We start from the raw sequence: 21,529 nt of genomic DNA, 5'->3' as shown, positions 1-21,529 counted from the left end.
GGGCCCGGGGCTTACCGTCAGCCTAGCGATTGCAAGCCCATGACCTGGCTGTTTTCGTCACAACGCCGGCGTTGTTCACGTCGAATCCACCGGTGGTCGACCCGGCTCCGGGCCGCGGACGCTACGGTGTGCGGATGCCGATTGAAAAAAACGACTCGCAGCTGCTCAGTGAGCTGGCCCCGGTGGTGGACGAAAACCTCACACGCCACATCGCCGAGGCGGACGACTGGCAGCCGCACGATCTGGTTCCCTGGGACCAGGGCACGAACTTCGCGTTCATGGGTGGAACGGATTGGTCGGCAGATCAGTCGACCCTGAGCGACGTCGAGGCGCTCGCTCTGACGGTCGGCGTCCTGGTGGCCGACAACGTGCCCGCATACCACCGCGAGATCGCCAAGCACCTGGCCCTGGTGGGACCGTGGTGGCGCTGGGTCGGCCGCTGGACCGCGGAGGAGAACCGGCACTCCATCGTGCTCCGGAACTACCTGATGGTGACGCGTGCCGTCGATCCCGTCGCCCTCGAGCGCGCCCGGATGGACGAGATGGTTCGCGGTTACGCGATGCCGCCGATGCATCTGATCGAGATGCTCGCGAACTCCGCGTTCGAGGAGAAGGCCGCTGCCGTGCGGCATCACAACACCGCCGCACTCGGTGAGGACGCACTGGTGGCCGTGATCGCCGAGCGGCTGGCCTCGGACGACGAACTGCAGTCGCTGTTCTACCGGGACGTCGTCGAGGCCGCGTTCGAGCTGGTGCCCGACCAGACGATGCGTGCCATCGCCTCGCGGATCGCCGCGTTCGACGTGCCGAGCGTGGCACTGCCCGGCGGAACCGACAGCACCGCGGTGCTCGCCGAAGCCGGCATCTACGACCCCGCCCAGCAGGGGGAGAAGGTGTTCGCCCCGCTGCTCCGCTCGTGGAACATCGCCGGACGCACCGACCTCGGCACCGAAGGCGAGAAGGCCCGCGACGAGCTGTCCGCGCTGCTGTAGGCCGTAGATGTGAGAGGGCCCGCACTCGAATCGAGTGCGGGCCCTCTCACATCTGCTGGGTCAGTCCTTCACCTTCGCCATCGCCAGCACGTCGAGACGCTTGTCGAGTTCTTCCTCGGTCAGCTTCTCGCCGATCAGACCACGGTCGACCACGGTCTCCCGGATCGTCTTCTTCTCCTTCAGCGCCTGCTTGGCGACGGCCGCGGCCTCCTCGTACCCGATCGCGGAATTCAGCGGCGTCACGATGGACGGCGACGACTCCGCGAGGGTCCTGAGGTGCTCGGTGTTCGCGACGAGCCCCACCACGCACCGGTCGGCGAACAGCCGCGACACGTTGGCCAGCAACGTCAGCGATTCGAGCAGGTTCCGCGCCATCATCGGGATGTACACGTTGAGCTCGAAGGCGCCCGCCGCACCGCCCCAGGCGACCGCGGCGTCGTTGCCGACGACCTGTGCGGCGACCTGGGTGGCGGCCTCCGGGAGAACCGGGTTGACCTTGCCGGGCATGATCGAACTGCCGGGCTGCAGGTCGGGGAGCCGGATCTCGCCGAGCCCGGTGAGCGGACCCGACCCCATCCAGCGGATGTCGTTGGCGATCTTGGTCAGGGATACCGCGATCGTGCGCAGCGCGCCCGACGCCTCCACCAGCCCGTCACGCGCGGCCTGCGCTTCGAAGCTGTTCTTCGCTGGGGTCAGAGCGTCGACACCCGTCGCCTTGACCAGTTCGGCGACGACCTTCGGGCCGAATCCGTCGGGCGCGTTGAGCCCCGTCCCGACCGCGGTGCCGCCGATGGGCAGCTCACCGAGCCGCGGAAGGCAGGCCACCACCCGCTCCATCCCGGCCTCCATCTGACGGGCGTACCCGCCGAACTCCTGACCGAGCGTCACCGGGACGGCGTCCATGAGGTGGGTGCGGCCCGACTTCACGACGGTCTTCCACTCGGTGGACTTGTCGAGCAGGGCCAGGCGCAGGTGGTCGAGGGCGGGAAGCAGATCCTTCACCGCCGACTCGGTCGCCGCGACGTGCGTCGCGGTGGGGAAGGTGTCGTTGGACGACTGCGACATGTTCACGTCGTCGTTGGGGTGGACGACCACACCGTTCGCCGCGGCGATCGACGCGATCACCTCGTTGGCGTTCATGTTGGAACTGGTGCCCGAACCGGTCTGGAAGACGTCGATGGGGAACTGGTCGTCGTGCTTGCCCTCGGCGATCTCGCCCGCCGCGGCGATGATGGCATCCGCCTTCTCGGCGTCGAGGAGGCCGAGATCCTTGTTGACCTGCGCACAGGCCGCCTTCAGCAGACCCATCGCGCGTATCTGGGTGCGCTCGAGCCCTCGACCGCTGATCGGGAAGTTCTCGACGGCGCGCTGAGTTTGCGCGCGCCACAGCGCATCCACGGGCACCCGCACCTCGCCCATGGTGTCGTGTTCGATCCGGTACTGCTGCTCGTTGCTCTCGGTCATGCGTCAAACATGCCACTTTCGAGCGCGTCGTGGGGGTGCTCCCCGTGCGCCCTTCCGGTAGCTGCAGCAACCGGAAAGGCGCACGAGCCCGAAGGGCCTAGAACGTCGGCGGGACGGCGCCGTCCTCGCCGGTGAAGTCCACGGACGAGTACTCGCGCAGCTTCTCCAGACGGTGGTACGCGTCGATCATGCGGACGGTGCCCGACTTCGACCGCATCACGATCGACTGCGTCGAGGCGCCGCCACCGTAGTAGCGGACACCGCGGAGCAGGTCGCCGTCCGTGACGCCGGTGGCGCAGAAGAAGACGTTCTCACCCGACACCAGATCTTCGGTGGTCAGCACGCGGTCCAGGTCGTGGCCTGCGTCGATGGCCTTCTGGCGTTCGGCGTCGTCGGTCGGGGCCAGCCGGCCCTGCAGCGAACCACCCATACAGCGCATGGCGGCCGCGGCGATGATGCCCTCGGGCGTGCCACCGGTACCGAGCAGGATGTCGGTGCCCGACTCCGGACGCGCGGCGGCGATCGCACCCGCGACGTCGCCGTCGGAGATGAGGCGGATCCGGGCTCCGGTGTCCCGGACCTCTTCGATCAGCCGGGCGTGCCGGGGACGGTCGAGGATGCACACCGTGACGTCGGAGGGCGAGGCCTTGCGGACCTTCGCGACCCGCTTGATGTTCTCGGCGACGGGGGCTGTGATGTCGATGACATCGGCCGCGTCGGGTCCGACGGCGATCTTCTCCATGTAGAACACCGCGGACGGGTCGAACATCGCGCCGCGCTCGGCGACCGCGAGGACGGAAATGGCGTTCGGCATGCCCTTGGACATCAGGGTGGTGCCGTCCACCGGGTCGACGGCGAAGTCGCAGTCCGGCCCGTCGCCGTTGCCGACCTCTTCGCCGTTGAACAGCATCGGGGCTTCGTCCTTCTCGCCCTCGCCGATGACGACGACGCCGCGCATCGAGACCGAGCTCACGAGCTGGCGCATGGCGTCGACGGCGGCGCCGTCGCCACCCTCCTTGTCGCCACGGCCGACCCAGCGACCGGCAGCCATCGCACCAGCCTCGGTGACTCGGACCAATTCCAGAGCAAGATTTCGGTCCGGGGCCTCGCGGCGACTCGAAGTGGTGCTAGCCGTCATGGGCAGTGCCTCCTGGTGCAGTCACGGTCGACGTTGTACGCCGACGCTGTGTCGGTGGCCGTCGGCCGCCGATTGTCGGGTGGATCTTCGTGCTGATTCTCCCAGAAAGAAGTGTGACGTGCGCTGCTGGGGCGCGATTCGCGGGACCGAGAATCGTTGTTCCGGGACCGACCCTGGATACTGGTGGACGTGGCATCTGATAAACCCCGCATCCTGCACAACAACCGCGACATGGTGTGGTCGCTCGTACCCCTTGTCCTGTTCTGTGTGCTGATCGCGGGTATCGCCAGCCAGTGCACGTTCAGCCCGGGCGGACCCACGAGCGGCCCGATTCCCAGCTTCGACGTGGACGCGGCGCTGAAATACGACGCGCAGGACCTGCCGTTCCCGGTGCGCAAGCCGGAGACGCCGGAGGGCTGGACACCGAACTCGGGCAGCCGCAGCATCGTCAGCGGTGACGGCGGCGGCGATTCGAGCACCGTCGGATTCATCACCGAGGCCGGCCGCTACATCCAGCTGACACAGAGCAACGCCGTCGAGACGGTGCTCGTGCCGTTCGTCGCGGGTGGTCCGCGCACGGCGACGGGCACCGAGGACATCGCAGGTCACAGCTGGATCGTGTACGGCGGGGAGGGTGTCGAACCGATCTGGGTGTCCGACTTCGGCGACGTCCGGCTCCTGGTCACGGGCAGTGCGTCACCCGAGGCGTTCGAGCAGCTCACCGCCGCGGCGGCGGACGCCCCGATCCTCGCCGCCTGACGACGAGTGTCAACCCTCGTCCTCGGCACGGGCGAGGGCAGTCTCGACGCGCTTGCGTGCCCCCGCGAGGTGCTCCTCGCAGCGTGTGGCCAGCGCCTCGCCGCGCTCCCACAGTGCGAGTGACGCGTCGAGGTCGAGGCCGCCCTGTTCGAGCACCTTGACCACGTCGACGAGTTCGTCGCGCGCCGCCTCGTAACCGAGCTCCGCGATATCGGTGTCGTTTCCGGTGGGGTTGCTCATGTTCCTACTTGTCCTTTCCCATCACCGCGGCGCGGATTGCGCCGTCGGCGACTCGAACACGGATCTGGGTGCCCGGCGGGGCGTCGTCGACCGAACGCAGGACCTCCGGGTCGCCGTCCGGCACGATCCGCTGGACCACGGAGTAGCCGCGGGCCAGGGTCGCGGCGGGCCCGAGGGTCGTCAGCCGGGCCCGGAGATGCTCGATCGTGGTGTTCTCCGCGGCGATCACCCGGCTGATGTCACGCCGCCCGGCGTCCCGCAGCCGCTCGACCTCGTCCGACCGATGGTCGAGGGCGCGCACCGGGTCCGCGAGGACCGGTCTGCTGCGCAGCTGGGAGATCAGATGCGACTCGCGCTGCACCCAGTTGCGCAGGGCGGCCGCGCTCCGCGACCGCAGTTCGCCGACGAGTGCCTGCTCGGCGACGGCGTCCGGCACCACCCGCTTGGCGGCGTCCGTCGGCGTCGCGGCCCGCAGGTCGGCGACGTGGTCGCTGAGCGGACTGTCCGGTTCGTGGCCGATGGCGCTGACCACCGGGGTGCGGCACGCGACGATCGCGCGGCACAGTGTCTCGTCGGAGAACGGCAGCAGATCCTCCACGCTGCCTCCGCCGCGCGCGAGGATGATCACGTCGACGTGCGGGTCGGCGTCCAGTTCCTTCAACGCGTCGAGGATCTGCGGCACCGCGGTCGCGCCCTGCACCGGTGTGTTGCGCACCTCGAAACGCACGGCTGGCCAGCGGCGCTGCGCCACGCTGAGGACGTCGTGCTCGGCGGCGCTGGCGCGCCCGGTGATCAACCCGATGGTGCCGGGCAGGAACGGCAGCGGACGCTTCAGCCGAGGGTCGAACAGGCCCTCGGCGGCCAGCAGCGCGCGCAACCGCTCGATCCGGGCCAGGAGTTCGCCGATCCCGATCGCGCGGATCTCCGTGACCCGCAACGAGACCGAACCGCGGCCGGTGTAGAACGACAACTTGCCGAACATCACCACCCGGCTGCCCTCGGTGAGCGGGACGGGGGAGTTCTGCAGCAACTGCGGGGAGCAGGTCACTGACAGCGACATGTCGACGGACGGGTCGCGCAGCACCAGAAACGCCGTCCGGGTGCCCGGACGGGCGTTGATCTGGGTGATCTGTCCCTCCACCCAGACACTCCCGAGCCGGTCGATCCACTGTGCGACCTTGGCCGACACGGTGCGGACCGGCCAGGGCTGCTCGGCGGTGCTCGGTCCGGTACTGGCTGCGCGGGGCTGTGCGGAGGTCACTTGGCCTTGGCGGTGGTGATGCGGTTGGTCAGCATGGTCTGGAACGGCGCGCGGGCCAGGGTCGCGTTCTCGTAGTCCAGCAGCGTCGTCAGGTCCTCGACGGACAGGTTGCGCAGACGCGCCCGCAGCTGGGCGAGGGTCAGCGTGCCATAGTCGAGGACGACGGCGATCTCGGGTTCGGCCACGGCGGGCCGGGCGGCGGGCTTGCTGCTCGCCGTCTTCGTGGTGGCGGCGCCGTTGGTGGCGGCCGGTGCGGCTTTCGGGGTCGGGACCTTCTCGGGTGTTCGCTCGTCCTGCGGGCTCAGCGAGTACAGCGCGAACCGGCCCGGTCCGGTGGACCGCTCCTCGGTGGAGCCGTCGACGCCGGGCGCCGGATCGGTGTCCTCGTCGAAGACGGCCCACGCGGGCTGCTCGTCGTCGTGGGTCCAGTGGATGAGCGCGAACGCCTGGTCGCCCTTGATGGCCAGCGCCGTCATGGACTGCTGAACGCGCATCGTGGTCTGCAGCACCTGACTGACCGCGGTCATGGGCAGGGTCGCCGCGGTGGTCGGCAGTTTCCTGGCCTCTTCGACGGCCGTCACGGCGATTCCGGCGGCGACACGCGCCACGAACGGGGGACGAATCATTCCCACAGCCTGCCTGACAACGGCACGTTTGGGTAGCCGACGTGCCCACAGCGTCGACGACTTCGGTGCGACGATGCGCACACTACCCCGCCGAGGCCCCGCGAAAGTGTCGTCCGTCCGGGGTGACCCGTAGTCTGGAACCATGTCTTCGGCTGTTCCACTCAATGTGGGTATCACACGTTCGGCAGATTCGGGAGCGTCGCGTGCCGACGGCGGGAAGCGGGTACTGCTCGCAGAGCCCCGCGGCTACTGCGCCGGCGTCGACCGCGCCGTCGAGACGGTGGAGAAGGCGCTCGAGAAGCACGGCGCCCCCATCTACGTGCGCAAGGAGATCGTCCACAACCGGCACGTCGTCGAGACGCTGAGCGACCAGGGTGTGGTCTTCGTCGACGAGACGGACGAGGTTCCCGAGGGTGCGCTGCTCGTGTTCTCCGCGCACGGCGTGTCTCCCGCGGTCCACGAATCGGCCGCCGCACGCAATCTGCGCACCATCGACGCCACGTGCCCGCTGGTCACGAAGGTCCACCAGGAAGCCAAGCGGTTCGCCCGCGACGACTTCGACATCCTCCTCATCGGCCACGAGGGCCACGAGGAGGTGGAGGGCACGGCCGGCGAGGCCCCCGATCACGTGCAGCTCGTGGACGGCCCCGATTCCGTCGACGCCGTGACGGTCCGCGACGAATCGAAGGTCATCTGGTTGTCGCAGACCACGCTGAGTGTCGACGAGACGATGCAGACGGTCGCCCGCCTGCGGGAGCGTTTCCCGAGTCTGCAGGACCCGCCGAGCGACGACATCTGCTACGCCACCCAGAACCGTCAGGTGGCGGTCAAGGCGATGGCGCCGGAATGCGATCTCGTGATCGTCGTCGGATCCCGCAACTCCTCCAACTCGGTGCGTCTCGTCGAGGTCGCGCTGGGTGCGGGTGCGAAGGCGTCGTACCTCGTCGATTACGCCCGCGAAGTGGATCCGGCCTGGCTCGACGGCGTCCGGACGGTGGGGATCACCTCGGGTGCGTCCGTGCCGGAAATTCTGGTGCGCGGTGTGATCGATCTGCTCGACGAGCACGGATTCCACGACGTCCAGCCGGTCACCACGGCCAACGAGACGCTGGTCTTCGCGCTGCCGCGCGAGCTTCGCGCCGCGCGGACCTGATCGGTCCGCTACCGGCGCTGTCGCCGAGTCAGCGGGGCTGCTCCGTCTCGAACGGCGGCTCGTACCGATCGCGGTAGCGCACCTGCGGAATGGGGTGGGCGGGCACGTCGGGGTTGGGCCGCGGCATGGTCCGCGGCGGCACCGAACGCGGTGCCTGCGTGGTCCGTGGCGGTGCCGAACGGGGTGCCTGCGCTGCCCGGTCGACCATCGGTGGTGGGGGCGCCGTACGCCCGCCCGACGAGGACGATCGGCGGGGCGGCGGTGTGGCTGCCCGCCGCGACGACCGGGGGTGCTCCCGTGCGGCGTCCCTTGCGGTGTCCCTGTCCCGCGCCCGACGCGGCGGCGGGGACTGCTCCGACCCTTCGGCGGTGCGCCGGGGGCGGGCGGCGCGCGGCGTCCGCTGCTCCTTCTGCGCACGTCGACGCTCCGACGTCCGGGCGGGACCGGTCTTGCGCTGTTGCAGCAGGAAGAGACGGAGGCCACCGATCAGCAGCGTCACCACCGTGGCGGCGAGCATCACCGGGAATCGGTTGACCAGCGGATACGCCACGTTGATCGCCAGGTCTTTCAGTGCGGTGCTGTTCTCCTCCGCGATCAGGCTCTGCCCGAGCGGCACCGCCACGAACAGGATCAGCGGCGGCTGGACGATCGCGGTGAACAGCGCCCGGTTGCCGGCAGCCGCCACGGCGAGGACACAGCCGAGGAAGTAGAAGGTGGAGAACGCCGCCGTGAGTTCGGTGCCACGAGCCGCATCGACAGCGAATCCGACAAAACTGACTCCGACGGCCAGGAGAATGACACCCCACCAGGGGAGACCGGGGACCGTAGGGACAATCGACCGCCTGTCGAGCGGCACCCCAGAGCGAGCACGTTGGGTTGCAGACACACAACGACAGTAGCGGCAACTTGTCGAGTAGCTCCGTTGGCGTGACCGGTGGAGCCCGAGAGATCCTCGAGATTTGTGCATCGCGACCACGAATCGACCGCGCTGACCTCGGTGAGGTCGTCGTCGAACACGTCGAGGTCGTGGAGCTTGCGGGCGGTGACTGTGACCCGGGACTCGATGTGGCGATGTGGCTCATGGTGCACCCGCCCACCGACAGCCCGTTCGGCCGGACGCCACGCGGGCGAGGTGTTCGAGGTTGTCGGCACCGTGCTCTACGGTCTCGGGACATGAGGATCCTGCACACTTCGGACTGGCACATCGGACGCACGTTCCACGGGGTGGACCTGCTCACCGACCAGGCCCGTGTGCTCGACGCGATCGCCGCCCTCGTCGTCGAGCACGGTGTGGACGTCGTCGTCGTTCCCGGAGACGTGTACGACCGGTCGATCCCCAGCGCGGACGCCGTCACCGTGTGCAACCGCGGATTCGAGGCCGTCCGGGACGCGGGCGCGGTCATCGTCGCCACGTCCGGCAACCACGACTCCGCGGCACGGCTCGGCGCGGGTGCCGCGTTCTCCCGGGCGGGCGGGCTGCATCTCATGACGACGGTCGCCGGGATCGGCGCGCCCGTCGTGCTGGAGGACGCGCACGGTCCCGTCGCGTTCTACGGCATTCCCTATCTCGAGCCCGAGATCACCCGCGCGCAACTCGGCGTGCCGTCCGCGCGGTCGCACGCCGAGATCCTCGACGCCGCGATGGGTCGTGTCCGCACCGACCTCGACGCACGCCGCGAGGACGCACCACGTACCCGATCGGTGGTGCTGGCCCACGCGTTCGTGGTCGGGGCGGAGGCCACCGGGTCGGAGCGGTCCATTTCCGTCGGCGGCGTCGAGACCGTGTCGGCGTCGGCGTTCGGTGGGGTCGACTACGTCGCCCTCGGCCACCTCCACTCGCCGCAGACCCTCACCGAGAACATCCGGTACTCGGGTTCGCCGCTGCCGTACTCGTTCGGTGAGCGCACCCACGGCAAGGCCGTCTTCCTGGTGGACCTCGACGCCGACGGACTGCACTCCGTCGAGCGGGTCGATCTGCCGGTGGTCCGCGGCCTGAAGCAGCTGACCGGGACGGTGCAGCAGTTGCTCGAGGACGACGCGTTCCGCGACGCCGAGGACTGCTACGTGTCGGCGGTGCTCACCGACCCGGAACGTCCCGTCGACGCCATGCGCTCGCTGCAGTCCCGGTTCCCCTTCGCCGTCCACCTCGAGTGGCAACGCCCGGACGGTGCCGACGATCTGCGTTACCGCGACAAGGTGCACGGGCGCAGCGATCTGCAGATCACGCGCAGCTTCCTCACCGATGTGCGCAGCGAACCGTCGACCGGCGAGATCCGGCTGATGGAGGCCGCGCTCGGGTTCGCCGACCGGTCCGGTGAGGACACCGCCGAGGTCGTCGCGCTGGAACAGACGGCATGAGGCTGCATCGACTGGAGGTCGAGGCCTTCGGGCCGTTCGCAGGATCCGTGGAAGTCGATTTCGATCGGCTCGGTGCAGACGGGCTGTTTCTGCTGCACGGTCACACCGGGGCCGGGAAGACGACGGTCCTCGACGCGGTCGCGTTCGCGCTGTACGGCACCGTGCCCGGGGCGCGGAAGGACGGCAAGCGGCTCCTGTCCGACCATGCGCCCGCGGGATCCGTTCCGACGGTGACGCTCGAGGCGACGATCGCCGGCCGGCATCTGCGGCTCGTCCGCAGCCCGGAGTTCGAGCGACCCAAGCGTCGAGGGTCGGGGACGATCAAGGAGAACGCGAAGGCCACCCTGACCTGGCTCGACGGTCACGGCGAAAACCTGTCCCGGATCCCCGATATCGCCGACGAGGTCGGGCGGCTGATGGGCATGAGCGCCGACCAGTTCTTCCAGGTGGTGCTGCTGCCGCAGGGCGAGTTCGCGAAGTTCCTGCGCGCCGACACCGAGGAGCGCGGTCAGCTGCTGGAGCGGCTGTTCGACACCACCCGGTTCGGGACGGTGGAGGAGTGGTTCCTCGACCGCAGGCGCACCAGCGCCCACGAACTCGACGAACACCAGCGGGCCGTCGACGTGCTGCTCGCGCGGGTCGCGACCGCCGCCGGCCTCGAGGGCGGCGCCGATGCGGATCCGGTGTCCTGGGCCCACAAGCTCGAGGACGAGGCGCGTGAAACCCGCGACCTGGCAGCGGACGACCTGCAGAAGGCCAGGAGCCGCGCGAAGGTTGCCCGCGACGCGCTCACGGAGGCGCGCCGCGTCCTCGAACTGCAGAACCGCCGGCGGCGGGCCGAAACGGAACTCGACTCCCACACGACGGATGCCGACCACCGGGCCGAACTCGCCGCCGAACTGGCGGACGCGCGCCGGGCCGAACCGGTCGCGACGGTGGCGCGTGACGCCGACACCGCGCGGTCCGAGGCCGCCGTCACAGCGCGGAACGTCGAGGCGATCACCGACGGACTGCGCGCGAGGGTGGGTGGCGCCGACCTCGTTGCGGAGTTGTCCTGGCCGCCGACCACCGACGAACGCGAACACATCCGCGCCGGTATCCGCGCCTGGCGTGACGAGATCGTGCGCCTCGACGGGGCGCTCGCCGAATCCGTTGCCGCCGACCGCCTCGCCGTCGAGGTGGAGCGGCTGCGCGCCCGGCAGGCCGAACTCGCCGAGGCCGGTGACGCGCTGTCCCGGGAGCGCGACCAACTGCCACTCGCCCTGCGCGAAGCGGAGAAGGCGCTCGACTCGTCGGAGAAGGCCCGCGCCGCGCTGCCCGGCCTCGTCGACACCCGGGACCGGGCAGCCGACGCCGCCTCCGCGGCGGCGGACCTGCGCACCCGTCGCGTCGAGCGGGATCGGCTCCAACGCGCGGCGTTCGACGCCCGCGAGCAGCACCAGGCCGCGCGGGAACATTGGCTCGACCTGCTGCAACGCCGGATCGCGGGCATGGCCGCCGAGCTGGCGGGCACGCTCGAGGACGGTGTCCCGTGCCAGGTGTGTGGTTCACCCGAGCACCCGCAGCCAGCCGAACCATCCGAGCTGTCGGTCACGAAGGCCGACGAGGACACGGCACGCGCGGCGGAGCAGAAGGCCGCGGCGGCGTCGACGACCGCGACCGAGAAGCTGGGCGCGGCGGAGCGCGCGATCGACGTGCTCGTGCAGCGCGGCGGCGACGGTGACGCGGACGAACTCGCGCAGGCACTCTCGGCAGCGGAGACGGCGGTGGGGGAGGCGATCGCGCTCGGGGACCAGGTGGAACGCCGGTCCGCGACTCTCACCGAACTGCGGGACCGCGAGAGCCGGCTGCAGGAACGGTCGCGGGAGGTCGGAGCCGACGCCGCCACGGTGGCCGAGCGAATCGCGGCGAGCACAGCGCAGCTCGGGGACATCCGGGCCCGGGTGAACCGGGCGGCGGGCGACGACCCGAGCGTCGAGGACCGGCGCACCCGACTCGACGCCCTCGCCGAGGCGGCATCGGAACTGCTGGACGCGCGGGACGCCGGCGCCGGAGCCGAGTCCGCGGCCCGTGAACTCGCGGCCAAGGCCGGCGCGCTCGCCGGGGACGCCGGTTTCGGCAGCATCGACGACGCCGTGGCCGCGGTCCGGTCGGCCGCCCGCCGAAGTGAGATCGAGGCCGCCCTGACGGCGGCGAGGGATGCCGAAGTCGGGGCCCGCCGCGTCCTCGACGACCCCGAGGTCGCCGCTGTCGCCGACGCGGAACCCGTGGACTTGGCGGCCGTCCAGCAGGCGCACGACACGGCGGCGGAGGTCGTGGACGTCGCCGTCGCGGCGGCGTCCGACGCCGAGCGCCGACTGCTCGATCTGGAACGGTACGTCGGTCAGCTCGACAAGACCGCCGAGGCGATTGCGCCGATCCAGGCCGCACACGAGGAGCTGGCCGCGCTCGCCGAGGTGATCGCGGGCCGTGGCCAGAACGCGAGGAAGATGTCGCTGCGGTCGTATGTGCTGGCGGCCCGGCTGGAAGAGGTTGCGGTGTCGGCGTCTGCGCGGCTCGGCCGGATGTCGGCCGGGCGCTACGAGTTCGTCCACAGCGACGAGGCCGGTCCGCGCGGCCGCCGCGGCGGCCTGGGGCTCGACATCCGCGACGACTACACCGGGGTGGTGCGATCGGCCAAGACCCTCTCCGGCGGTGAGTCGTTCCTGGCGTCGCTGTCGTTGGCGCTCGGTCTCGCCGATGTGGTGGCGGCCGAGTCGGGTGGCGTCGTGCTCGACACGATGTTCATCGACGAGGGATTCGGCACCCTCGATGCGGACACTCTCGACTCGGTGATGGGCGTCCTCGACGAGCTGCGTGACGGCGGCCGGGTGGTGGGGATCGTCAGTCACGTCGACGAGATGCGTCAGAGAATCCCGAGCAGGCTGCACGTGATCCGCGGACGCACCGGCTCCACCGTGGAGGTGGTGGCCGGCTGACCGCCGGTCAGTCCGGCTTGGACGCGACGGCGGTCTCGTCGACGGTGACGCCCTCCCGTTCGGCGTCGTCGAGGTCTTCGTTCGCGGCGACGGCGTCGGGGATGTTGCTTTCGGCGCTGTGCTCGTCGATCTGCTCACCGATATAGCGCACCACCACGGCGGCGACGGCGGCGGCGGGCACCGCGAGGAAGGCTCCGACGATCCCGAACACGGAGCCACCGGCGGTGACGGCGAGCAGCACCACGACGGCGTGCAGTTTCATGCTCTTGCTCTGGAGTACCGGCTGCAGCACATTGCCCTCGATCTGCTGCACCACGAGGATGATGATCAGCACGATCACCGCAGTGGTCAGACCGTTGGCGACCAGCGCGACCAGCACGGCGAGTGCGCCGGCGACGAACGCACCGACGATCGGGATGAAGCCACCGATGAATGTCAGGATCGCGAGGACCGGTGCGAGCGGCACGCCGAGAATCACCAGTCCGGCGCCGATGAAGACGGCGTCGATGAGGCTGACCAGTGCCTGGGTGCGGATGAACCCGCCGAGTGTGTCCCACATGCGGCCCAGTACCTCTTCGAGGTGACGGCCCGCGCGGCCGCCGCTGACGGAATGCAGCCACGGGATGAACCGGGGGCCGTCCTTGATGAAGAAGAACGACAGCACCAGTACCAGGCCGAGCGTGATCAGCAGCGAGCTGGCGGTGCTGACACCGGTGAACACGCCGGACGCGATGACCGTTCCACTCTCCTGGACCTTCACGATGATCGTGTGGATGCCCTGGTCGATCTGATCGTCCTGCAGGTTGATCGGCGGACCCTTCAGCCAGTCCTGCACCTGGTTGATGCCCTGGGTGGCCTTGTTGGCCAGCTCGGGGGCCTGCCTGACGACAGACGGCACGATGCCGGCGATGATCCCGGCGACGACGGCGATGAACAGAACGAGCGTCGTCGCGGCGGCCGCCGCCGGGGGGATGCGCCGCTTCGTCATCGCCCGCGTCGGCGGCCACAGCACGGTGGACACCACGACGGCCAGCAGCACCGGGAGGACGATCACCCACAGCTTCTCGATGATCCATCCGAACAGCAACGCGCCCAGCGAGATTGCCACGAGGACCAGCGACCACTTGGCCAGCCACATCGCACCCACCCCGATGAGGTGTCCGCGGTCCGGTTTCGTGACCGCGCTCCCGGACGGTGCCGGGGCTTGCTTCTCCGTCACAGATGGTCCTCCCTGCCGTGTCTGCTCAGCCGATCAGTACTGACAGTACTGGGGAACGCCGGGACGGCACGGTGAGGTCAGCAGCAGCGGGCGCCCGGGTTGGCGTCGGCGTCCGCGTAGCGCGCTCGCCAGTACTCCCGCTCGCTCGGCACCTCGGCGTCCGGATGGTGGCGGCGAAGGTGCTCGACGTACCTGCTGTAGTCGTGGTCGCCCATCAGCGCCCCCGTCCACCACCAGGCGGTCCGGACGGCCCCCGCAACCCTATTCATCATGATGGTGCGCCCTGTCCGTGTGGGTGTGGGCCGCGCCCGGTGCGCGGACCGCGCCGGAGGCGATGAGTTCGTTCCATTCCTTGTCGAGTTCCTTCTCGGCGGCGGTGGTGACGAACCCGGCCGGCGCGAAGATCTTCGACGGTTCCTCGGGTGCCTCGGTGGTCGGCAGTCCACCGGCCCGGAACGCCTTGAGGCACACGAGCGCTCCGGCCACCACGACGACGAGGACGAGGCCGGCGAACACGATCGACAGGGTGCCCTGGATGAACGTGTTGCGGATGACGGCGTCGATGGCCTCGGGGGTCTTGGCGGATCCGAAGCTCGTCTTGCCCGCTTCCTTCGCCTCCTTGAACGCGGCGTGCTGGGACCAGTAGCCGACGGAGGTGTTGCCGGAGAAGATCTTCTGCCACGACGCGGTCATGGTGACGATCAGGTCCCACACGAGGGGGACACCGGGAATCCAGGCCCACTTGAACAGGCCCTTCTTCATGACGATGGCGAGGACCACCGTCAGCGCGATCGCGGCGAGCAACTGGTTCGCGATGCCGAACAGCGGGAACAGGGTGTTGATGCCGCCGAGCGGGTCGGTGACGCCCATCAGGAGGATGGCACCCCACAGTCCGACGACGGCGAGCGAGCACACCCACGCGCCGATCCGCCACGACGGATCCTTGAACTTGCGGGCAGGTCCGCCGAAGTTGCCGAGCGAGTCCGACAGCATGAATCGGGCGACCCGGGTGCCGGCGTCGACGGTGGTGAGGATGAACAGCGCCTCGAACATGATCGCGAAGTGATACCAGAACGATTTGAGGGCAGCGCCGCCGAGGAACTGGCTGAGCACCTCCGACATGCCGAACGCGAGCGTCGGGGCACCGCCGGTGCGCGAGATGATCGACTCCTCGTCGACGCCCGCCGCGGCCTGCGCGAGGGTGTCCGCGGAGATGTTCGGGCTGGAGAGTCCGAGGCTGTTCACATACGTCGCGGCCGTCTCGGGGGTTCCGCCGGTGAGGGTGGCCGGCGCGTTGAGCGCGAAGTACAGGTGCTGGTCGATGATGCACGCGGTGACGAGCGCCATGATCGCGACGAACGACTCGGTGAGCATGCCGCCGTAGCCGATCAGACGCATCTGCTTTTCCTTCGCCAGCAGTTTGGGCGTCGTGCCGGAGGAGATGAGGGCGTGGAAGCCGGACAGCGCGCCGCACGCGATCGTGATGAACAGGAACGGGAACAGCGAACCCGCGAAGGCGGGGCCGTTGCCCTGGATCGCGAACGTCGTGACGTCGGGCATCTTGATGGCGGGCTGCGCGACCAGGATGCCGATGGCCAGCAGGACGATCGTGCCGATCTTCATGAACGTCGACAGGTAGTCGCGCGGGGCGAGGAGCAGCCACACGGGCAGGACGGAGGCGGCGAAACCGTAGGCGATCATCAGCCAGGCGATGGTCACCTTCGACAGCGTGAACCAGTCGGCGCCCCATCCGGTGTCGGCCACCCAGCCGCCGGAGACGATGGCGAGGAGCAGCAGCACGACGCCGATCAGCGACACCTCCGCGACCTTGCCCGGGCGCAGGTACCGCAGGTAGACGCCCATGAAGAGGGCGATCGGGATGGTCATGGCGATCGAGAAGACACCCCACGGGCTTTCCGCGAGCGCGTTGACGACGACGAGGGCGAGCACCGCGATGAGGATGATCATGATGACGAAGACGCCGATCATGGCGGCGATGCCACCGACGACGCCGAGTTCGTCGCGGGCCATCTGGCCGAGGCTGCGGCCGCGGCGTTTAGTCGAGATCCACAGGACGAGGAAGTCCTGGACGGCTCCGGCGAAGACGACGCCGATGATGATCCACAGCGTGCCGGGCAGGTAACCCATCTGGGCGGCGAGGACGGGGCCGACGAGGGGCCCTGCGCCGGCGATGGCGGCGAAGTGGTGCCCGAACAGCACCCGCCGATCCGTCGGCATGTAGTCCTTCCCGTTCTCGAGGATCTCGGCGGGGGTCGCCCGGTCGTCGCGGGGTTGGACGAGTTTGCGCTCGATGAACCGCGCGTAGAAGCGGTAGGCGATGAGGTAGGTGCAGACGGCGGCCACGACGAACCAGACGGCGTTGATGTTCTCGCCGCGAACGAACGCGATCATCACCCAGGCGATGCCGCCGAGAAGACCGAGGACGGCGAACGTGATCCGCGCCGCCGGTGAGATCGGGGTGCGGTCCACGACGCCGACCGGCGGCAGATCCGGATCCGTTCTCAGGTACTCGACCTCGGATTCGGGGGCGGCTCTCAGGGCCATCGCGAACTCCTTCCCGGCGTCCCCGTCGTCATTGTGTGCCAGGGGCGACGCCGTCGACAGGTGCCACATCTTTTGTGGCCCCCGTCACCCTATTGCGCCGACGTTCAGTTCGACGAAAAAACGACGTCAGAAGCGCGTCGAGTCGGCATCGATCCAGTCGGTGAGCCAATCCGACGGCGGGTCCTCGAGCAACTCGCCGGGCATCAGCCACTCGTACAGTTCCGCGTAGGTGCGGGTGGTGACGCCGTCGATCCGCCGATTGAGCATCGCCGGTGTCAGTTGGTCGAAGCTGTCGAGACCCATCGACGCCACCATCTGCCGGGCGCCTGCCACCGTCGACTTCTGGAACCGGAACACCCTGGCCGCCTTGTCGGGGACGTCGAGTGCGCGGGTCCGCGCCGGGTCCTGGGTGGTGACCCCGACGGGGCAGCGGTTGGTGTGGCACATCTGCGCCTGGATGCACCCGACGGCGAACATCATCGCGCGGGCCGCCAGGGTGAAATCGGCGCCCTGGATGATCCGTTTGACGATGTCGGATGCGCTGGCGACCTTGCCGGACGCGCCGATCTTGACACGGTCCCGCAGGCCGGTGCCGGTGAGCGCGTTGTGCACCAGCATCAGCCCCTCGGTGAGCGGCATGCCCATGTTGTCCTCGAATTCCACTGGACCCGCACCGGTTCCGCCCTCGGAGCCGTCGACGATCACGAAGTCCGGGGTGACGTCGCGTTCGAGCATCGCCTTGCAGATTCCGAGGAACTCGATGCGCGATCCGACGCACAGTTTGAACCCGACGGGTTTGCCGCCGGAGAGCTTCCGGAGGGTGACGATGAAGTCGATGAGCTCGTTCGGGGTGGAGAACGCGGTGTGCGCGGGCGGGGAGATCACCGTTTTTCCGACCGGCACGCCGCGCGTCTCGGCGATCTCCCGCGACACCTTCGCTCCGGGCAGCACCCCGCCCAGTCCGGGCTTCGCGCCCTGCGACAGTTTGATGGAGATCGCCTTCACCTGGTCGAGTGCCGCGTGTTCGGCGAACTTGGCGGGGTCGAACCCGCCGTCCTCCGTCCGGCAGCCGAAGTAGCCGGACACGATCTCCCAGATCAGGTCGCCGCCGTGCTTGCGGTGGTAGGGGCTGATCGCGCCCTCGCCGGTGTCGTGTGCGAACCCGCCCCGCGCGGCCCCGGCGTTGAGGGCTTCGATGGCGTTGGCCGAGAGCGAGCCGAAGCTCATCGCCGACACGTTGAGAAGCGCTATGTCGTACGGCTGTTCGCAGTCCGGTCCGCCGAGGCGGACCGTCGGCGGTTCGGGCGGGGCCATCCGTGCGCGCAGCGAATGGACCATGAACTCGTAGCCGACGGCGTGGACGTCCCGTTCGGTGCCGAACGGCTCCTCGGCGAGCGTGCCCTTGGCGCGCTCGTAGACGAGGTCGCGGGTGTCGCGGTCGAAGGGTGTTCCATCCGTGGACGATTCGATGAAGTACTGCTGGATCTCGGGGCGGATCTTCTCGAGCAGGAACCGCGCATGTCCCAGCACCGGGTAGTTCCGCAGAACGCTGTGCCGCCGTTGCAGCAGGTCCCACGTTCCCAGGGCGGCAGTCGCGAGCAGGAGGAGGGCGGCGAACCACCATCCCGTGGCCACAGCGACGGTCAGGGCGAGAGCGCCCAGGCCGAGGATCCCTATCGCGAGGACGATCAACCATCGGGTCACGTGCTGAGACTAGAACCTCACGTGAGTGCCGACGCGTACTCCGGCGCACTTTCCCACTCACATGGGGAGACGGGTGGGATAGTGGAGGCACGAGGTCAGCTGCCACGACAGGGGGATGTCATGACGGAGTCACCGATCAATCCGGAATCGTCGAGCAATCCGGTGCCGCCGAAGCAGGGCGACACGGGTGCCTATGGCTACCAGTACCCGACGCAGCAGCAACAGCCGCAGTCGCAGCCCTACCCGGGACAGTACGGGCCGCCGCCGCTGCCTCCGTCGAACGCCGGGTGGGCGGTGGCCGCCGTCCTCTTCTTCTGGCCGCTCGCGTTCGCCGCGTTCAACCACGTTCACGACGTCTACCCGAAGTGGGCGATGGGCGACTACCAGGGCGCCCAGTACGCGTCCGACCGCGCCAAGTCGCTCGGCAAGATCGCCCTGTGGATCTGGGTGGCGCTGATCGTCGTCTTCGTCATCGGGTACGCGATCCTGATCATCGCCCTCGTCGCGAACAGCAATACCAACAGCTGGTGAGGGCGTGGTCGTTGATCCGGCGCCGACGCCGTAGAATCCAACGACCGTGAGCCTTACCCTCGGAATCGTCGGACTGCCCAACGTCGGCAAGTCCACCTTGTTCAACGCGCTGACCAACAACGACGTGCTGGCCGCGAACTACCCGTTCGCGACCATCGAACCCAACGTCGGCCTGGTCGAACTGCCCGACCCGCGGCTGTCCGAGCTCGCCCGGATCTTCGGTTCCGAGCGCATTCTGCCCGCCACGGTGTCGTTCGTCGACATCGCCGGCATCGTCAAGGGCGCCTCCGAGGGCGCCGGCCTCGGCAACAAGTTCCTCGCCAACATCCGCGAGGCCGACGCCATCTGCCAGGTGGTTCGTGTGTTCCACGACGACGACGTCGTGCACGTCGACGGCCGCGTCGACCCGGCATCCGACATCGAGGTGATCGAGACCGAGCTCGTCATCGCCGACATGCAGACGCTGGAGAAGGCCCTGCCGCGCCTGGAGAAGGAAGCGAAGAAGAACAAGGAGCTCAAGCCCATCCACGAGGAGGCGCTGAAGGCGCAGGAAGTCCTCGACTCCGGCAAGACCCTGTTCAGCGCGAAGGACAAGCTGGACTTCGCGCTGCTGCGCGAGCTGAGCCTGCTCACCACCAAGCCGTTCCTGTACGTGTTCAACGCCGACGAGGCCGTGCTCACCGACGAAGCGAAGGTCGCCGAACTGCGCGCCTCCGTCGCCCCCGCCGACGCCGTGTTCCTCGACGCCAAGGTCGAGCAGGAACTCCTCGAACTGGACGAAGAGGACCGGCAGGAGATGCTCGACTCCATCGGCCAGTCCGAGCCCGGCCTGCACGCCCTCGCCCGCACCGGCTTCCACACCCTCGGCCTGCAGACCTACCTCACCGCAGGTCCCAAGGAATCCCGCGCCTGGACCATCCACAAGGGCGACACGGCCCCGCAGGCCGCCGGCGTCATCCACACCGACTTCGAGCGCGGCTTCATCAAGGCCGAAATCGTCTCCTTCGACGACCTCGTTGCCGCCGGATCCATGGCCGCCGCCAAGGCCGCAGGCAAGGTCCGCATGGAGGGCAAGGACTACACGATGGCCGACGGCGACGTGGTGGAGTTCCGCTTCAACGTCTGACCGCCTCTCCCCGCACGAGGAGTGCGACGACTCCTGCGCCGACGAGGGAGATCAGCCCGGTGGTGACGGCGGCGTAGTTCCATCCGGTCACCATGCCGTCGATGGTGCCTGCGGGGTCGAGGGCGATGATGCTGACGACGGTGACGCCGATGGAGGAGCCGAGGTAGCGGGCGGTGTTGTTGGCGCCGCTGCCGAGTCCGCCCTGGTCGGCGGGGACGCTGGCGACGGCTTGGCGGCCGAGTCCGGCGTTGAGCAGGCCGCTGGCGATGCCGGCGAGCAGTAGGCCTGGGACGAGGCGCAGCGGGGACGAGGCGGGGGACAGGCCCGTCATCGTGAGCATGGCGACGCCGACGCCGGCGAGTCCGATGACGAGTTGCGGGGTCCCGGCGAGTCGCGCCGGGAGTTTCCGCGCCAGCAGTGCCGCCGCGACGCTCGTGCCCGACCACAGTGCGATCACCCCGGCTGCGGTGAGGGTGCTGACGTGCATCGTCTTGACCAGGAACGTGCAGGCGAACGACATCAGGCCGATGATGCCTTCCCCGGTGGCGAGGGCGGCGATGGTGGCGGCGAGGAAGTCGCGCCTGCGGAACAGGGCGAGGTCGAGCATCGGGAACGGGCGCCGCCGCTCGACGCCGACGAACGCGAGGGTGAACGCGGCGGCGCCGACACCGCAGATGACGGTGGCGGGAGTGTTGCCCTGCCTGCCCTCGACGAGTGCGACGAGGACCAGCACCATCGCGGCGCAGAGTGTGACCGCACCCGGGACGTCGATCCGCTTCGGGACGGCGGACCGTGACTCCGCCAGCGCGCGCGTCGCGACCTGTCCGATCGCGAGCGACGCGACCGCGAGTGCCCAGTACAGGCCGCGCCACCATCCGGCGAGGTCGAGGAGTCCTGCGAGCACGGGACCGACCGCGATGCCTGCGCCGACGCTCGCGCCCCAGATCCCGCTCGCCGTCGCGCGTGCCGTCGGAGTGGCGAAGGCGTGGGCGACGGCGCCGAGGCTGGCCGCGATGAGCGCTGCGCCTGCCACCCCTTGGATCAGTCGCCCGACGATGAACAGGACGGGTTCCTGACTGACCGCACCGACCACCGCGCCCAGCGCGAGAAGCCAAGCGCCCCAGTGGAACACCCGACGCCGGCCGTAGTCGTCGGCGAGTGCGCCCGCGGTCAGCAGGACCGCGGCCAGGCCGACGCTCATCGAACTGAGAATCCACGTCTGCGCCGCGGGGCCTGCCGACAGCGCCGCGGCGACGGTGGGCATGTTGCCGAGTGGGGCGCAGAACGCGATCAGGGCGACGAACGTGCCGAGCGACGCGACGGACAGCGTCGTTCCCGGGCGGGGTGCGAGCGTGCGGGCGGGTGGGGCAACCGCAGTTGGTCTGTTCACAAGACTGAACTTAGAACTATTTTGG

Annotated in this window: 18 protein-coding genes; 7 read left to right on the top strand and 11 right to left on the bottom strand. The window is 69.2% G+C overall.

Features of this window, described 5'->3' with window-relative positions; all coding sequences use genetic code 11:
- The first annotated feature begins 134 nt into the window (after nt 1–134).
- Nucleotides 135–992, top strand: a complete 858-nt coding sequence (locus ACFU5V_RS30235; RefSeq protein WP_378703516.1) for an acyl-ACP desaturase — start codon at nt 135–137, stop codon at nt 990–992.
- 60 nt (nt 993–1,052) lie between these two features.
- Here ACFU5V_RS30235 and ACFU5V_RS30230 read toward each other — a convergent pair whose 3' ends face one another.
- Nucleotides 1,053–2,456 (bottom strand): class II fumarate hydratase, encoded by a 1,404-nt coding sequence (locus ACFU5V_RS30230; protein ID WP_378434322.1) that lies wholly within the window; start codon nt 2,454–2,456, stop codon nt 1,053–1,055.
- Nucleotides 2,457–2,553: 97 nt separating this feature from the next.
- Nucleotides 2,554–3,594: a class II fructose-bisphosphatase gene (glpX, locus tag ACFU5V_RS30225; RefSeq protein WP_037231517.1), complete on the bottom strand. Its 1,041-nt coding sequence runs from the start codon at nt 3,592–3,594 to the stop codon at nt 2,554–2,556.
- A gap of 189 nt (nt 3,595–3,783) precedes the next feature.
- Here glpX and ACFU5V_RS30220 point away from each other — a divergent pair, with 189 nt between their 5' ends.
- Nucleotides 3,784–4,353, top strand: coding sequence for a DUF4245 domain-containing protein (locus ACFU5V_RS30220; RefSeq protein WP_378434319.1), 570 nt, complete (start codon nt 3,784–3,786; stop codon nt 4,351–4,353).
- A gap of 9 nt (nt 4,354–4,362) precedes the next feature.
- Here the strand turns inward: ACFU5V_RS30220 and ACFU5V_RS30215 are convergent, their stop codons facing one another.
- Genes ACFU5V_RS30215 through ACFU5V_RS30205 form a run of 3 tightly spaced genes read right to left on the bottom strand, consistent with a single transcriptional unit; the run spans nt 4,363 to nt 6,480 of the window.
- The gene (locus tag ACFU5V_RS30215) at nt 4,363–4,593 is read right to left on the bottom strand and encodes an exodeoxyribonuclease VII small subunit (RefSeq protein WP_378434317.1); all 231 of its coding nucleotides are present in this window, start codon (nt 4,591–4,593) and stop codon (nt 4,363–4,365) included.
- A 4-nt stretch (nt 4,594–4,597) separates the two neighbouring features.
- On the bottom strand, nt 4,598–5,854 hold the full coding sequence (xseA, locus tag ACFU5V_RS30210) for an exodeoxyribonuclease VII large subunit (protein ID WP_378703514.1): 1,257 nt from the start codon (nt 5,852–5,854) through the stop codon (nt 4,598–4,600).
- Nucleotides 5,851–6,480, bottom strand: coding sequence for a lipid droplet-associated protein (locus tag ACFU5V_RS30205; protein WP_378434313.1), 630 nt, complete (start codon nt 6,478–6,480; stop codon nt 5,851–5,853). The genes xseA and ACFU5V_RS30205 overlap by 4 nt, the downstream gene beginning before the upstream one ends.
- Nucleotides 6,481–6,622: 142 nt before the next feature.
- On the opposite strand from ACFU5V_RS30205, the gene ACFU5V_RS30200 reads away from it, so the two are divergent.
- Complete coding sequence (locus tag ACFU5V_RS30200) at nt 6,623–7,633, top strand: 4-hydroxy-3-methylbut-2-enyl diphosphate reductase (RefSeq protein ID WP_072940657.1); 1,011 nt, start codon at nt 6,623–6,625, stop codon at nt 7,631–7,633.
- A 28-nt stretch (nt 7,634–7,661) separates the two neighbouring features.
- Here ACFU5V_RS30200 and ACFU5V_RS30195 read toward each other — a convergent pair whose 3' ends face one another.
- Nucleotides 7,662–8,519 carry a DUF6542 domain-containing protein gene (locus ACFU5V_RS30195; RefSeq protein WP_378703513.1) on the bottom strand — a complete coding sequence of 286 codons (858 nt, stop codon included), beginning with the start codon at nt 8,517–8,519 and terminating at the stop codon, nt 7,662–7,664.
- 287 nt (nt 8,520–8,806) lie between these two features.
- On the opposite strand from ACFU5V_RS30195, the gene ACFU5V_RS30190 reads away from it, so the two are divergent.
- Both ACFU5V_RS30190 and ACFU5V_RS30185 read left to right on the top strand, forming a co-directional pair.
- On the top strand, nt 8,807–9,991 hold the full coding sequence (locus ACFU5V_RS30190; protein WP_378703511.1) for an exonuclease SbcCD subunit D: 1,185 nt from the start codon (nt 8,807–8,809) through the stop codon (nt 9,989–9,991).
- Nucleotides 9,988–12,969 carry an AAA family ATPase gene (locus ACFU5V_RS30185; RefSeq protein WP_378703510.1) on the top strand — a complete coding sequence of 994 codons (2,982 nt, stop codon included), beginning with the start codon at nt 9,988–9,990 and terminating at the stop codon, nt 12,967–12,969. The genes ACFU5V_RS30190 and ACFU5V_RS30185 overlap by 4 nt, the downstream gene beginning before the upstream one ends.
- Before the next feature lie 7 nt (nt 12,970–12,976).
- Here the strand turns inward: ACFU5V_RS30185 and ACFU5V_RS30180 are convergent, their stop codons facing one another.
- From ACFU5V_RS30180 to ACFU5V_RS30165, 4 genes are all read right to left on the bottom strand, one after another.
- Nucleotides 12,977–14,188: an AI-2E family transporter gene (locus tag ACFU5V_RS30180; protein ID WP_378703509.1), complete on the bottom strand. Its 1,212-nt coding sequence runs from the start codon at nt 14,186–14,188 to the stop codon at nt 12,977–12,979.
- A gap of 77 nt (nt 14,189–14,265) precedes the next feature.
- Nucleotides 14,266–14,457, bottom strand: coding sequence for a YbdD/YjiX family protein (locus tag ACFU5V_RS30175; RefSeq protein WP_378434324.1), 192 nt, complete (start codon nt 14,455–14,457; stop codon nt 14,266–14,268).
- Nucleotides 14,450–16,753 carry a carbon starvation CstA family protein gene (locus ACFU5V_RS30170; protein WP_378434302.1) on the bottom strand — a complete coding sequence of 768 codons (2,304 nt, stop codon included), beginning with the start codon at nt 16,751–16,753 and terminating at the stop codon, nt 14,450–14,452. Before ACFU5V_RS30170 ends, ACFU5V_RS30175 begins: the two co-directional genes overlap by 8 nt.
- A 126-nt stretch (nt 16,754–16,879) precedes the next feature.
- A complete protein-coding gene (locus ACFU5V_RS30165) occupies nt 16,880–18,457 on the bottom strand; it encodes an FMN-binding glutamate synthase family protein (RefSeq protein WP_378703508.1) in 1,578 nt (525 codons plus the stop codon).
- A 120-nt stretch (nt 18,458–18,577) separates the two neighbouring features.
- Between ACFU5V_RS30165 and ACFU5V_RS30160 the strand changes: the two genes are divergently transcribed.
- On the top strand, nt 18,578–18,988 hold the full coding sequence (locus ACFU5V_RS30160) for a CD225/dispanin family protein (protein WP_378434298.1): 411 nt from the start codon (nt 18,578–18,580) through the stop codon (nt 18,986–18,988).
- 46 nt (nt 18,989–19,034) lie between these two features.
- Complete coding sequence (gene ychF, locus ACFU5V_RS30155) at nt 19,035–20,114, top strand: redox-regulated ATPase YchF (RefSeq protein WP_087556498.1); 1,080 nt, start codon at nt 19,035–19,037, stop codon at nt 20,112–20,114.
- Here ychF and ACFU5V_RS30150 read toward each other — a convergent pair.
- Nucleotides 20,104–21,504, bottom strand: coding sequence for an MFS transporter (locus ACFU5V_RS30150; protein WP_378703506.1), 1,401 nt, complete (start codon nt 21,502–21,504; stop codon nt 20,104–20,106). The genes ychF and ACFU5V_RS30150 overlap by 11 nt on opposite strands.
- Nucleotides 21,505–21,529 lie beyond the last annotated feature (25 nt).

Origin of the sequence: Rhodococcus sp. NPDC057529 (assembly GCF_042802055.1) — a bacterium.
Classification (GTDB): domain Bacteria; phylum Actinomycetota; class Actinomycetes; order Mycobacteriales; family Mycobacteriaceae; genus Rhodococcus_F.
Note: the sequence above shows the minus strand (reverse complement) of the source record. Positions and strands in the feature narration are given on the sequence as shown.

What these genes read in the sequence shown, in the direction of transcription:
- ACFU5V_RS30235 (WP_378703516.1), top strand. Translation starts at nt 135, where the DNA reads ATGCCGATTGAAAAAAACGACTCGCAGCTGCTCAGTGAGCTGGCCCCG.
- ACFU5V_RS30230 (WP_378434322.1), bottom strand. Translation starts at nt 2,456, where the DNA reads ATGACCGAGAGCAACGAGCAGCAGTACCGGATCGAACACGACACCATG.
- glpX (WP_037231517.1), bottom strand. Translation starts at nt 3,594, where the DNA reads ATGACGGCTAGCACCACTTCGAGTCGCCGCGAGGCCCCGGACCGAAAT.
- ACFU5V_RS30215 (WP_378434317.1), bottom strand. Translation starts at nt 4,593, where the DNA reads ATGAGCAACCCCACCGGAAACGACACCGATATCGCGGAGCTCGGTTAC.
- ACFU5V_RS30205 (WP_378434313.1), bottom strand. Translation starts at nt 6,480, where the DNA reads ATGATTCGTCCCCCGTTCGTGGCGCGTGTCGCCGCCGGAATCGCCGTG.
- ACFU5V_RS30200 (WP_072940657.1), top strand. Translation starts at nt 6,623, where the DNA reads ATGTCTTCGGCTGTTCCACTCAATGTGGGTATCACACGTTCGGCAGAT.
- ACFU5V_RS30190 (WP_378703511.1), top strand. Translation starts at nt 8,807, where the DNA reads ATGAGGATCCTGCACACTTCGGACTGGCACATCGGACGCACGTTCCAC.
- ACFU5V_RS30185 (WP_378703510.1), top strand. Translation starts at nt 9,988, where the DNA reads ATGAGGCTGCATCGACTGGAGGTCGAGGCCTTCGGGCCGTTCGCAGGA.
- ACFU5V_RS30175 (WP_378434324.1), bottom strand. Translation starts at nt 14,457, where the DNA reads ATGAATAGGGTTGCGGGGGCCGTCCGGACCGCCTGGTGGTGGACGGGG.
- ACFU5V_RS30170 (WP_378434302.1), bottom strand. Translation starts at nt 16,753, where the DNA reads ATGGCCCTGAGAGCCGCCCCCGAATCCGAGGTCGAGTACCTGAGAACG.
- ACFU5V_RS30160 (WP_378434298.1), top strand. Translation starts at nt 18,578, where the DNA reads ATGACGGAGTCACCGATCAATCCGGAATCGTCGAGCAATCCGGTGCCG.